The following is a 12,955-nucleotide window of genomic DNA, read 5'->3' as shown; positions in this document are numbered from 1 at the left end:
CGATAATGACTAAAAGGGTACATCCATGGGAAATGTCTTAAATTCCTTGGTTGTACCTTTTTGCTTTGTTTTATAAAAAAAGTGAATTTAAAATAAAAACGTTTTTTTTATTTGGTAGTACTTTTTGTCAGACAATGATAAAATGGGAAGGAACACTCTAATAGAAATGAGGTAGCACGAATGGCAGAAGTTGTAAAAGTAAGCCAATTAGTAGAAAAATTATCATTAGAAATAGTGACTGGTGATGAAAAGAGTTTGGAGCGTGTTATCGTAACTGGTGACATCTCAAGACCTGGTTTAGAATTGACCGGTTATTTTAATTATTATTCACATGATCGTTTACAATTATTTGGGAGCAAAGAGATTAGCTTTGCTGAACGGATGATGCCGGAAGAAAGACTGATGATCATGAGAAGATTGTGCAGTGAGGATATGCCAGCATTCATTATTTCTCGGGGGCTTCCAGCTTCTGAAGAAATGATTCAAGCAGCCAACGAATACGGTATGGCTGTCTTACGTTCACCAATCTCCACATCACGTTTGCTTGGAGAATTATCTAGTTATTTAGATGGTCGTTTAGCTCCTAGAACGAGCGTTCATGGTGTGCTAGTCGATGTTTATGGGTTAGGTGTACTCATTCAAGGGGATAGCGGAATTGGTAAGAGTGAAACCGCATTAGAATTAATCAAACGTGGTCATCGCCTGATTGCTGATGACCGAGTAGATGTTTATCAACAAGATGAACTGACAGTCATTGGTGAACCACCAAAAATCTTAGAACACTTGATAGAGATCAGAGGGATCGGAATCATTGATGTCATGAACTTGTTTGGAGCAAGTGCTGTCCGTGGTTCAATGCAAGTGCAGTTAGCCGTTTATTTAGAAGCCTGGGCGAAGGACAAAAAATATGATCGACTAGGTTCTGAAGATACTTCTGTGGAAATTGCAGAAGTGGGGATTCCACAAATAAAAATACCTGTCAAAACTGGACGAAACGTGGCCATCATCATCGAAGTCGCAGCAATGAATTTCCGAGCAAAAACGATGGGATTTGATGCAACAAAAACGTTTGAAGAAAGATTAAGTCGTCTGATCGAAGAAAATTCAGGGGCACAATAGCAAGGAGTGGAAACATGATAGCGCAAATCGATCGGGTAGCGTTCAATCTTTTAGGAATACCAATCTATTGGTATGCTTTGATCATTGTATCGGGAATAATTATTGCCATGTGGCTAAGTAGCCGTGAAGCCGTACGTGTTGGCTTAAAATCTGAGGATATCACTGATTTTATGTTGTGGGGATTGCCACTTTCAATTATTGGGGCACGGTTGTACTATATTTTATTTGATTTACCACAATATATAGCTGATCCTATTCAAATATTCAATATCCGTTCTGGCGGGTTAGCTATTTATGGTGGATTGATCGCAGGTGCCATTACTTTATATTTCTTTACCAAATACCACTTTATTTCCATGTGGACATTTTTAGATATTGCCGCACCAAGTGTCCTACTCGCTCAAGCAATTGGGCGTTGGGGAAATTTTATGAATCATGAAGCTTATGGCCCTGTCACGACGAGAATCTTTTTAGAAAATCTTCATATCCCAAGATTCATAATTGATAATATGTACATTGAAGGTTTTTATCGTCAACCTACCTTTTTATATGAATCCGTTTGGAGTTTGATTGGCTTTATCCTACTCCTATTTTTAAGAAACAAAAAGCATTTACTGAAAAAAGGAGAAGTTTTACTTGTTTATGTGATGTGGTACAGCTTCGGGCGCTTTTTTATCGAAGGATTACGGACAGATAGTTTATACTTCTTAGGTGTTATTCGTATCTCCCAATTGTTGTCAGCCTTTTTATTCGTTGGAACAATTATTCTGTTTATCTGGCGTAGAAAAAAAGGAAATCTACCAGATTACGATCGCACTTTTGGTAAAAATCAAATGATTATCTAATTTACAGAGCTAAAAAAATGAAAAAAATAGCAGGAGTGGTAAAATGAAATATAGGGTGGCAGTCTTAGGAGCTGGCTCATGGGGGACAGCTCTTGCGCAAGTTCTTGCTGAAAATGGACATGATGTTCGCCTATGGGGACATCGTCAATCGCAAATAGACGAGATCAACCAACAACACACCAATCAAAAATATTTACCCGACTATCATTTGTCAATGTCAATCCGTGGTTTTAGTGAGTTGGAACAGGCAGTTCAAGATATTGATGCCTTGTTATTCGTGATTCCGACACGAGCCATTCGCTCTGTAGCACAAGAGGTGGTCACTAAATTGAATACCAAGCCTGTAATCATCCATGCAAGCAAGGGTCTAGAACAGGAAACACACAGACGGATCTCAGAAATTCTTTTAGAAGAGATCCCGAGTGACAAACGTCAATCCATTGCTGTTTTATCTGGTCCGAGTCACGCAGAAGAAGTAGCAAATCATGACATTACTACGATCACAGCTGCTAGCACAGATCAAAAAACAGCTTCCTTTGTCCAAAAGTTATTCATGAATCATTATTTTAGGATTTATACCAACCCTGATGTGATTGGGGTTGAAATGGGGGCTGCATTGAAAAATATTATTGCTCTTGGTGCAGGAGCAATCCACGGATTAGGTTTCGGGGATAATGCAAAAGCTGCTATTATGACTAGAGGTTTAGCTGAAATCAGTCGTTTAGGTGTTGCCATGGGTGCCAACCCATTGACTTTTATTGGTCTTAGTGGTGTGGGCGATTTGATCGTTACTTGTACTAGTATCCATTCGCGAAATTGGCGAGCGGGCAATTTGTTAGGTAAAGGGCATGAACTGTCAGAAGTATTGGAAAATATGGGGATGGTTGTGGAAGGTGTCCATACGACAAAAGCCGCAAAAGAACTTGCTCAGCAAGTAGGTGTAGACATGCCAATCACTCAAACAATTTATGAAGTACTTTATGAAAATAAAAATGTACAAATTGCGGCAAGAGAAATCATGTTGCGAGATGGAAAAAAAGAAAATGAATTTTCACGATTAATTTTTTAGAGGAGAGATGACAAATGAAAGTAAAAAAGGCAGTTATTCCAGCAGCAGGTTTAGGAACAAGATTTTTACCTGCAACAAAAGCGATGGCAAAAGAAATGCTTCCAATCGTTGACAAACCAACGATTCAATTTATCGTAGAAGAAGCACTTAAATCAGGGATCGAAGACATTTTGATCGTCACTGGGAAAGCAAAACGACCAATCGAAGACCATTTTGATTCAAATATCGAGTTAGAAACGAATTTGAGTGAAAAAGGGAAAACAGAATTATTGAAGTTGGTTGAAGAAACAACTGATGTAAATCTACACTTCATTCGTCAATCTCATCCAAAAGGGTTAGGACATGCTGTATTACAAGCCCGTGCTTTTATCGGTAATGAACCTTTTGTTGTGATGTTAGGTGATGATATCATGGAAGATGAAGTACCTTTGACACAACAATTGATTGATGACTATGAGCGGACACATGCATCAACAATCGCAGTGATGGAAGTGCCACAAAAAGATACGTCTAAATACGGAATTATTAATCCTGGTGAAGAATTAGAAGAAGGATTGTTCAATGTTAAAAACTTCGTTGAAAAACCAGACCCAAGTAAAGCACCAAGTAATTTAGCTATTATTGGACGCTATTTATTAACTCCTGAAATCTTTGATGTTTTGGCAGAACAACAACCAGGTGCTGGGAATGAAATCCAACTGACAGATGCGATTGATACATTGAATAAAACACAACGAGTATTTGCTCGTAACTTTACAGGCAAACGCTATGATGTTGGTGACAAGTTTGGTTTCATGAAAACCAGTATCGAATACGGCTTGACTCATCCAGAAGTCGGCGAACCATTAAAAGAATATATCAAAGAGCTAGGGAAACAATTAGAAGCTGATCAAACGATGGTACCAAAAAAAGACAACAAAAAAATTGAATCAAAAGATGAGCTGAAAAAATAAATTTTTTAGCAATGAAAGCTTCAACTGCTCTTATCCAAAAAAAGTAGTTGAAGCTTTGCTATTTTTTATTTGTTTAAAAAATGCGAAAATGCTATGCTTATAGAAAGAGTATCAGAAGGGAGTTCGAGTATGACAGGCGGAGAAATTGCTGGGCTGATTGCGGCCATCGCATTTGCAGTCCTCGTTGTTTTTATCATAAGAGTATTGTTACAATTATCAAAAACATTAGAAAAAGTGGATCAAACAGTGGCAGAAGCAAATACGACGATTGAAGTCGTCACCAAAGATGTCGATCTTTTGTCAAGGCAGGTGGAAGGTTTACTAGTCAAAAGTAATGAATTGCTTTTAGACATCAATGGGAAAGTAGAAACGATTGATCCATTATTTACAGCTATCGCAGATTTAAGTGAAAGCGTGTCAGAATTGAATACATCAAGTAAAAATATCGTAACCAAAGTTGGTGGGATTGGGCGTACAACAGCTAAAGCTACCGTGGCTGGAAAAGTTGGTGGCACAGCTTTAAAGTTTTTCAAAAATAAAAAACATACAGAAAAGACTGGAGGAATTTAATTATGGCAAAAAAAGGTGGATTTTTACTAGGAGCAGTTATTGGTGGGACAGCAGCGGCAGTCGCAGCATTATTATTAGCACCAAAGTCAGGAAAAGAACTACGCGATGAACTTGCTGCACAAGCAGATGATTTACTTGATATGGCTTCAGACTACACGGATATGGCAAAAGAAAAATCAGCGACATTAACAGACATCGCAAAAGAAAAAGCGCAAGATCTATCCCAACAAGCTGGTGACTTAGCTGGTAGCGTGAAAAATAAAGTCAATCATTCTGCAAATGATGTCGAAGATGAGTCTGAAGACATTTTATTAACATTAAAAGAACAATCAGAAAATCTTTCTCATCGCTTCAAGAAATCAGCAGATGAGCTTAAAAAGCCAGTCGGACAAATGAATGAAACAGTTAAAGATGCATCTGAAGATATGATGATCAATGCGAAAGATGCTGCAGGTGAAGCTGGACAAACAGTCAAAGAAGGCATTGCTGAAGCAAAACCAGTCGTAAAAGATGCGCAAGCAATGGCAGATATGGCTAAAGAAGATGTCAAAGCTAAAAAAGAAGATTTAAAAGATACATTTACTGACAATGGAAAATAGCCAATTTCTATTTTTAGTAGGTAATTAATAGATACTTTTTCGATTTCAGTTAATCGAACGGAACAAGTGATGAATATCAAAGCTAGCAAAGTTTCCTAGCTTTGATATTTTTTTGTTTGATAATTGCTAGAATAATACATAATGTAAAGGTCTAATTTGCGTAATCACTTGATAGCATGCTTATTACCATGAGAGTGAAGACACTATAAAAGAACCAGAATGATCAGAAGAATTCGTATAATCTATTGGTAACCAGAGCTCTTTGGTATGAATGAGCCAACAACGATTAGTGAGGTTGAAGATAAGAAAAAAATGAGTCTAGGACTAACAGTCACCCTAGACTCATTAATAGATGTAGAAGTGATAAACGGCGTTCAAGAAGCAACTCCTCAACAATAAACGATAATTTTCTAAAATAAGAGAAGCTATTTTAAAAAATCATCGCTTATTCGTTCGGAGTTAACCGCTTCTTTCACGACCTTACTCAATAACCAATAATTCTTTTGGCGTAGTTGTAAATGGAATACAGCCGTCTTTTGTCACATAGACACAGTCTTCGATTCGAACACCTACTTGATCAGGGATATAGATTCCTGGTTCAAGTGAGAAGCACATGCCTTCTTCGATGACTAAATCATTTCCTGCTACAAGGGAAGGAAATTCATGGACAGTGGTTCCGATTCCGTGACCTAGACGATGATTGAAGTATTCGCCATAGCCATAGCTATTGATTACATTTCTTGCAATTTGATCTAGTTCGGCAGCCGTTACGCCGGGACGTACAGCTGCTTGGGCAGCTAATTGTGCCTCAAGTGTGATTTGATAAATTTTTTCCTGAAATTCAGTTGGTTTTTTATAGGCTACAGTTCGAGTAGCATCGCTGCAATAACCATCCCAAACAACACCTAAATCAAACAAAACAAGTTCATTAGGCGAAATTTTTGTGCTGCCTGGAGCACCGTGGGGGCTTGCTGCGTTTTTACCAGCTAAAACGAGCGTGTCAAACGACATTTGCGAAACACCTTGTTTTTTTAGTTGATATTCGATTTCTGCAATGATTGCTTGCTCAGTAACACCTTCTTTTACTGCCTTAAAGCCGATTTCAAAGGCAACATCTGCCCATTTACCAGCAGCAAGTAATTGGTCTTTTTCTTCCAACGTTTTGATTAATTGGAGACGTTGAATGATTGCTGTTAAATCAGTAAAGTTGTCAGAACCAGTTAGAACATCTGAAATGGCATCGAAACGATCAACGGTTAACGCATTTTTTTCGATTCCGATATTTCCAGGCTGACCATAACGGTGACGAATTTCTTTCCCAATGATTTCCCAAGGATTTTCGCTGTCTAAATAGCCACGAACATCAAAAGACCATGCACTGTTTTGTGCATCTTCAACTTCTAAAGCCGGAGTGAATAAAAAAGGATCCTGTTCAAGTGGGATAAATAGTGCTAAGACACGTTCATGGGGTTCACTTTCGTATCCTGAAAAATAAGCGATGTGTCCTGGATCACTAACATAGGCAAGATCCACTTGATTTTGAGCCATCCATTTACGTAATTCGTTGATTTTTACGTTATTCATTTTGGCATCCTTCTTTCTAATTTATTGAATTATTAGATAATTGTACCACTTAATGTTTCAAAGACCAACGTATAAAAGTGAAAAAATGAATTATTTTCATGAAAGCGGTAGTAAAACGGTTGCAATTTTGAGTATTATTTGTTATCCTGTTTTAGAAATGTAAAGCGTATTTTCAGAAAACATATAAAAATGAACAGGAGAGCAAGAATGGAAAAGCAAACAATTACTATTTATGATGTAGCGAGAGAGGCAAATGTTTCGATGGCTACTGTTTCACGTGTCGTTAACGGGAATCCGAATGTCAAACCTGCGACTAGAAAAAAAGTGTTAGAAGTCATTGATCGATTGGACTATCGTCCGAATGCTGTTGCACGTGGGCTAGCAAGTAAGAAGACAACGACAGTAGGGGTAATCATTCCAGATGTCAGCAATATGTTTTTTGCTTCTTTAGCACGTGGGATCGATGATGTTGCTACAATGTACAAATACAACATCATTTTAGCAAATTCAGACGGCAATGATCAAAAAGAAGTGAATGTATTAAATAACTTGTTAGCAAAACAAGTAGATGGCGTGATCTTCATGGGACATCATATCACTGATGAAATCCGTGGTGAGTTTTCTCGATCTAAGACTCCTGTAGTATTGGCTGGCTCAATTGACCCTGATGAACAAGTTGGAAGTGTGAATATCGATTACACTTCAGCAACTAAGGATGCTGTCAATAAATTAGCTAAGAATGGCAATAAAAAAATTGCCTTTGTCAGTGGGGCATTGATTGATCCAATCAATGGTCAAAATCGCTTGAAAGGATATAAAGAAGCACTTAAAGAAAATAATTTACCTTACAGCGAAGGTTTGATCTTTGAAGCAGAGTATAACTTTAAAGACGGATTAACCCTAGTTGATCGCATTCATAATAGTGGCGCAACAGCTGTTTATGTTTCAGATGATGAATTAGCTATCGGTATTTTAGATGGTCTTTTAGATAAGGGTGTGAAAGTACCGGAAGAATTTGAGATCATTACAAGTAATAACTCATTGTTAACAGAAGTTGCACGTCCACGCCTAACAAGTATCACACAACCATTGTATGATTTAGGTGCCGTTTCAATGCGTCTATTAACAAAAATGATGAATAAAGAAGAAGTTGAAGAAAAAACAATTATCTTACCTTATGGAATTGAAGAAAAAGGATCGACGAAATAATAAGTGATTAACACTCCACTAGATGATGCTAGTGGAGTGTTTTTAACCTCTAAAAAGATTCAGTGATTGAAATAAGTAAACATTCGTTGAAGCTTTTAGCTAGTTAACAAGAACAACTATTTATTTTTTTTGTAAAAATTTGGACAAATTTTAGCTTTTTATTCCGTATAATGAAATGGAATCTCTATCAGAAGAGAAAATTTAAATTGTAAGGAGAAGTTATAAATGTCAGATTTTTATTTTGTGAAACTGCTTCCTGATGTTTACGATGAGTTAAAAACTTCAAAGTATAAAGACATAATATTAGAAAATTTAAATAGGACATATCTTGCATTGGAAAGAAATAGGAGAAATTGGTATATTCCTATTAAATCTTTTACAGAGAATGCTATTACAGATTTTGTATTTCCATTACCAGTAATGGAAGAGAAGTACAAGAACAATCGTCGCTGTACTCCAGGTTTTGTTTTTAATCATTCCTTATATCTTGATTCTTCACTGGTAATAGTAACTAAGGATCCGGGAATGGAATTATATCGTCCGTTTATAGAAGAAAATAAAGAAAAGATCATAGAAAAATTTTATTATTTTGTAAGTGTGGCACATCATATTAATGCACGTGTTAAGTGGGATAGCTCAATTGACTTATTTCCAGAAGGAGTTGAATATATACTAAATCTTAGGTTTAATGAGGGAATAGACGATAAAAGTATACAAAGCTTGAACAAACGGGGGATAGGGAAGGGATTGAAACGTATCGAAAAAAACAACTTTCAACTTTTCTAGAAGAGGATAATTTTATTAAGTTTTTATCTGTTACAGCGCATCTTCCTTGGCAACACTCAAAAATAACCCAAAACCTGATCGCCCAAAAACCAGATGTCCAATTGGCTCTCGAGGCTCAGGAATGGAAGAAACTAGAAAAAAAATTAAAACTGGGTCCAGAGGCACTTTATAGAGACCATACAGAAGTACGTTTCGACAAAGAAACAAAAAGTAAACTAACAGCCTCTTTTCTAGTACAGGTTTTCGATGTTAGTGAATTAGCGGAAAAGCAAGAAATACCCAGACCAGCATACTATGTAGGGAATCAAACAGTTGATTCATTTCTCTACCAAATTTTGTTCCAAAGTATTAACCAATTTAAAAATATGCCAATCGAGATTCAGTCAGGGATGAATGATAAACAAACATTGAGTAACTTTATGCGTTCAGCCATACATAAGACAAGAGGGACTAGTACCGATTATCCAGACCAATTAGAATATTTTAAATCAGAAGCGATTGGTTATATCTTAGCAAAACATATAGGTTTACATACGGAGAGTTATTCTTTTGAATATCTTTCTACTTTGAAAAAAAGTGAATTGTCTGACAGTAAAATCGATGCTATTTTAGTTAGCATTAGTAGGAAAGTAAGTCAAATATATGGACGGTTTAGAGACAATTTTAACGATATTTTGAAAAAAAGCATGGAAAATGATACAGTCATCCAATTTCAAAACAATCAATCTATTGAGTTATTAGATCCTGTCAACAAATGGAGAAAAAGACGTGAAGCTTCAAATGAACGTAATCAAAAAAGGGTTGACAGCATACGTTTGGAAGAAGAGAAACAAAAACAGCATGACCCACAAGTATGGATAGAAGTATAAACGAACAGTAGCGAAAGAACCAATTGGAATAAAGATGAAAGTAAAATGTAAAGTCCTGAAGAGCCAAATAGAGAAAACAATAGCGATTATTGTAGGGAAATCGAAAGTAAGCAAGCGATGACTGTCAAAGAAGGGGATAACCGGCAATCAGGTGACTTTAAAGGAAAAGACAAAGATGATGCAAGCCTACCTTTAGAAAAAACTGAGCCCTCGATGAATATCGATGGAAATGACCAACAGTCAGATAACCTAAAGAAATCAAGTGAAACGAACCCGCTGTGGTTTGAAATTGGGGTATGGGAACCAGTCATATATGAAAAAGAAAAAAGCAACCTTGCTACCAATGATCTAAATAGTTTTAACCCTAGCACTTTTAAAAGCTTGACTACTCCTAAATTCAAAGAAGGAACCAGCCTATATTTAGAAAAAGCTGAGCCCTCAATGAATATCAATGGAAATGACCAACAGTCAGATAACTTAAAGAAATCAAGTGAAACGAACCCGCTGTGGTTTGAAATTGGGGTATGGGAACCAGTCATACATGAAAAAGAAAAAAGCAAACCTGCTACCAATGATCTAAATCAGTCTAAATATTCACCGACTACAGATAAAAATACTCATCAACAGCAAACAGTGGATCAAAAAAGGAATAAAGCAATGAACTTAGTCAAACAGCAAGAAAAAAAGCGTATGGGCGCTACTGAAAAATTAACAAGATAAAAACAGTCGCCATAATTGACGACTGTTTTTTAGGTCCTTTGTCAAATAATGTTGGTGCGTTTCATCAATATTATTTGACAAAGTCTGAGTTATTCTTTTTCTTTATCATTTTCTTTTTTTGCTGGATGCTCTCGAGCAAAGGCTGAAGCAGTTCCCCAATAGTTTTTATAGTTTTCATCCGTTCCACCGACACCAAACTTGAATGTTGATTTTTTTGGACCATTTTTTGCCCAAAGCGATTCAACTGTCTGACTTGGTGTTTCGATGGTTTTCTTATCAACAGTAACTTTACCAGGAAGTTGTCCTGTAAAGGATGCTACTTTTTTCTTGGAGACATCAGAAGATAATTCAAATTTATCCTTTGTCCCGAACATCGCTGGATTTGCTTGGTATACTTGATTAATGAGATTGGCTAAATAGCTAGAAGAACGTAATCGGGCTCTTGAGTCCATTCCAGTGTTGTCATCGTGACCTGCCCAACTACTGATCGTAATAGATGGCGTTGAAACAATCAGCCAAGAATCACGGTAGTCATTTGTTGAACCTGTTTTGCCGATCCAATCCGCTTGTCCCAGTTCATGATTTAAAGCAGTAATATCATCTTTAAAAGGTGTCGTGATTTTCGCAGTGATTACACTACGCATCATATCATTCATAATTGATGCTGTAGCTTCAGAATACACTCTTACAGGTTTTTCCTCATGTTTGTAGATGACTTTTCCTGAGTTATCAGTAATTGAATCAATCAAATAACCTTCTTGATAGACCCCGCCATTAGCTAAAGCTTGGAAGCCATTGGTTTGTTCCAAAGTCGTTACATCAACGGTTCCCAAAGGTGCAGACTCAACGCTCCAATTATCGTTGGTTGGATAATTCATTTTTGCCAAGTAATTTTCATAAGCATATTGTTTAGAACCACCATTTTCTAAAACATCCTGATATAAATGATAGGCAGGGATATTGTTAGACCATTCCAAAGACTCTCGAATCGTTTGGAAGGTATTAGAACCTTCATTCGTTGCATTGACGATTTTTTCTCCTGCGTTACTTCCTTCTTGCCAGGTAGTTGCGTAATCAGAAACACGTGATTCTGATCCTACGAGCCCCATATCGATGGCTGGACCATACACGAGTACTGGTTTAATCGAAGACCCAGCTTGTCTTTGGGTGTCAAAAGCATGATTATTTTGGTTTTGTAGATAATTTCTACCACCAACAAAACCATAGATACGACCAGTTTTATTATCCATCAAGACATTTCCTGTCTCAACTTGTGTGGCTTTGCCATCGTCTAATAGATGACCATAACTTTTTGCTGCTTCTTGCATTGCCGCATAAACATTTTTATCGATCGTTGAATGGATCGTATAACCTTTGTTTTGGATCGTTTGTTGTGCTTTTTGATAGTAGGCATCATAGACTGAACTATCAGATAAATCTGCATCATCTTTTTCAGCTAATTGTTTAGTGATGATCTCTGTGGCTTCACCCATAACGGTATAATATAGAAACTCACGATCACTTTGTTCAGCAATCTGTTGTGGTAAGAAATCTTTCGTGAGATCATAAGCTTTCGCTTCTTCATATTGTTGTTTTGTGATTTTATTTTCACGATACATGCTGAATAGAACCACATCTTTTCGATTCAATCCTGCTGAAAGGTCTTCTTTTAAACTCCCAGTATTTGTATAAGGACTATAAGTGATCGGACTTTGTGGCAAACCTGCGATAAAGGCAGCTTGTGGTAAGTTGACATCTTTGGCATTAACACCAAAGATTCCTTTCGCTGCTTCTTGTACACCAGCGATATTTTGTCCTTTATTGTTTCGACCAAATGGAGAAACATTTAGATACATAGAAATAATTTCATTTTTGGAAAAGTGTTTCTCGACTTGTGCTGCTAATAAAATTTCATTTGCTTTTCGCTTGAATGTTGTTTCATCAGTTAAGATTTGTTGTTTGACTAACTGTTGAGTCAACGTGGAACCACCGGAAGAACCGATACCAGTTGCTTCAGAAAATAAAGCACGCAAAACAGCTTTTGGTACATAGCCGTTATGTCGCTCAAAATACTCATCTTCAGTACTAATGATTGCAGTTTTCAATAAAGGCGAAATTTGATCTGAAGGAACGGCTGTCCGCATTAAATCAGTTTGGATCTTTGATATTTCAGAATTGTCAGCATAAACAAGTTTAGATGTTTCTGTAATGTTGCCAAGCTCTGATTGCAGGATTGCTTTGGATGGTATTTCGGTATCTTCAACAAGATAGGCAAAATAACCAGCTCCGATACCAACACCAAGGGCTGCCAGTAGCAGAAGAAGGACGACGATAAAAGTAGTCAGTGATTGGAAGACACCAAAAGCGATGTTTAATCCCAACCATTTTTGCTTTTTCCTTCGATGTTGCTTTTTCCGAGTATCTTTACGTGGCAAAAGGGTTCACCTCAACTAATAGTTTTATTTCGCTAATTATAGCAAATAATGGAACAAAAAAACAGATATGGTGATTTTTATAAGGATTATTTCAACTTTCTTTTTCTGAATGATAGAGTGAACGAGAAACTTAAAGCACTAGACCGGTTTTCGAGTCGTAAACTTTCCTTTCCCTATATGTTCAGTTAAAATAGAAA

The 12,955-nt window shown here is 36.9% G+C and carries 13 protein-coding genes; 11 read left to right on the top strand and 2 right to left on the bottom strand.

Going from position 1 to position 12,955, the window contains the following annotated elements:
* Positions 1-180 precede the first annotated feature (180 nt).
* The 7 genes from hprK to AB3I42_RS12055 all read left to right on the top strand — a co-directional run bounded on the left by hprK (position 181) and on the right by AB3I42_RS12055 (position 5,554).
* On the top strand, positions 181-1,119 hold the full coding sequence (gene hprK / locus AB3I42_RS12085; RefSeq protein ID WP_010718556.1) for an HPr(Ser) kinase/phosphatase: 939 nt from the start codon (positions 181-183) through the stop codon (positions 1,117-1,119).
* A 14-nt stretch (positions 1,120-1,133) separates the two neighbouring features.
* Positions 1,134-1,964: a prolipoprotein diacylglyceryl transferase gene (lgt, locus tag AB3I42_RS12080; protein ID WP_010737968.1), complete on the top strand. Its 831-nt coding sequence runs from the start codon at positions 1,134-1,136 to the stop codon at positions 1,962-1,964.
* A 43-nt stretch (positions 1,965-2,007) separates the two neighbouring features.
* Entirely contained in the window at positions 2,008-3,033 is a 1,026-nt protein-coding gene (locus AB3I42_RS12075; RefSeq protein ID WP_368022522.1) for an NAD(P)H-dependent glycerol-3-phosphate dehydrogenase, read from the top strand.
* Positions 3,034-3,047: 14 nt separating this feature from the next.
* Positions 3,048-3,986 carry a UTP--glucose-1-phosphate uridylyltransferase GalU gene (gene galU / locus AB3I42_RS12070; RefSeq protein WP_010718553.1) on the top strand — a complete coding sequence of 313 codons (939 nt, stop codon included), beginning with the start codon at positions 3,048-3,050 and terminating at the stop codon, positions 3,984-3,986.
* 129 nt (positions 3,987-4,115) lie between these two features.
* Positions 4,116-4,556, top strand: coding sequence for a DUF948 domain-containing protein (locus AB3I42_RS12065; RefSeq protein WP_010718552.1), 441 nt, complete (start codon positions 4,116-4,118; stop codon positions 4,554-4,556).
* A 2-nt stretch (positions 4,557-4,558) separates the two neighbouring features.
* Positions 4,559-5,155: a YtxH domain-containing protein gene (locus AB3I42_RS12060; protein WP_181914362.1), complete on the top strand. Its 597-nt coding sequence runs from the start codon at positions 4,559-4,561 to the stop codon at positions 5,153-5,155.
* 267 nt (positions 5,156-5,422) lie between these two features.
* The gene (locus AB3I42_RS12055; protein ID WP_010718550.1) at positions 5,423-5,554 is read left to right on the top strand and encodes a hypothetical protein; all 132 of its coding nucleotides are present in this window, start codon (positions 5,423-5,425) and stop codon (positions 5,552-5,554) included.
* Positions 5,555-5,635: 81 nt separating this feature from the next.
* Here the strand turns inward: AB3I42_RS12055 and AB3I42_RS12050 are convergent, their stop codons facing one another.
* Positions 5,636-6,739, bottom strand: coding sequence for a Xaa-Pro peptidase family protein (locus AB3I42_RS12050; protein ID WP_181914363.1), 1,104 nt, complete (start codon positions 6,737-6,739; stop codon positions 5,636-5,638).
* Positions 6,740-6,946: 207 nt separating this feature from the next.
* On the opposite strand from AB3I42_RS12050, the gene ccpA reads away from it, so the two are divergent.
* The 4 genes from ccpA to AB3I42_RS12030 all read left to right on the top strand — a co-directional run bounded on the left by ccpA (position 6,947) and on the right by AB3I42_RS12030 (position 10,323).
* Positions 6,947-7,948 carry a catabolite control protein A gene (ccpA, locus tag AB3I42_RS12045; protein ID WP_010718548.1) on the top strand — a complete coding sequence of 334 codons (1,002 nt, stop codon included), beginning with the start codon at positions 6,947-6,949 and terminating at the stop codon, positions 7,946-7,948.
* A 225-nt stretch (positions 7,949-8,173) separates the two neighbouring features.
* Positions 8,174-8,734, top strand: a complete 561-nt coding sequence (locus AB3I42_RS12040) for a hypothetical protein (RefSeq protein ID WP_181914364.1) — start codon at positions 8,174-8,176, stop codon at positions 8,732-8,734.
* Positions 8,735-8,835: 101 nt separating this feature from the next.
* Complete coding sequence (locus tag AB3I42_RS12035; RefSeq protein ID WP_181914365.1) at positions 8,836-9,603, top strand: hypothetical protein; 768 nt, start codon at positions 8,836-8,838, stop codon at positions 9,601-9,603.
* A 117-nt stretch (positions 9,604-9,720) separates the two neighbouring features.
* Entirely contained in the window at positions 9,721-10,323 is a 603-nt protein-coding gene (locus AB3I42_RS12030) for a hypothetical protein (RefSeq protein ID WP_181914366.1), read from the top strand.
* An 89-nt stretch (positions 10,324-10,412) separates the two neighbouring features.
* On the opposite strand, the gene AB3I42_RS12025 is transcribed toward AB3I42_RS12030, so the two are convergent.
* Positions 10,413-12,758, bottom strand: coding sequence for a transglycosylase domain-containing protein (locus AB3I42_RS12025; RefSeq protein ID WP_081123219.1), 2,346 nt, complete (start codon positions 12,756-12,758; stop codon positions 10,413-10,415).
* Positions 12,759-12,955: the final 197 nt, after the last annotated feature.

Source organism: Enterococcus sp. C53 (genome assembly GCF_040887425.1).
In the GTDB taxonomy this organism is placed as follows: Bacteria; Bacillota; Bacilli; order Lactobacillales; family Enterococcaceae; genus Enterococcus_B; species Enterococcus_B hirae.
Note: the sequence above shows the minus strand (reverse complement) of the source record. Positions and strands in the feature narration are given on the sequence as shown.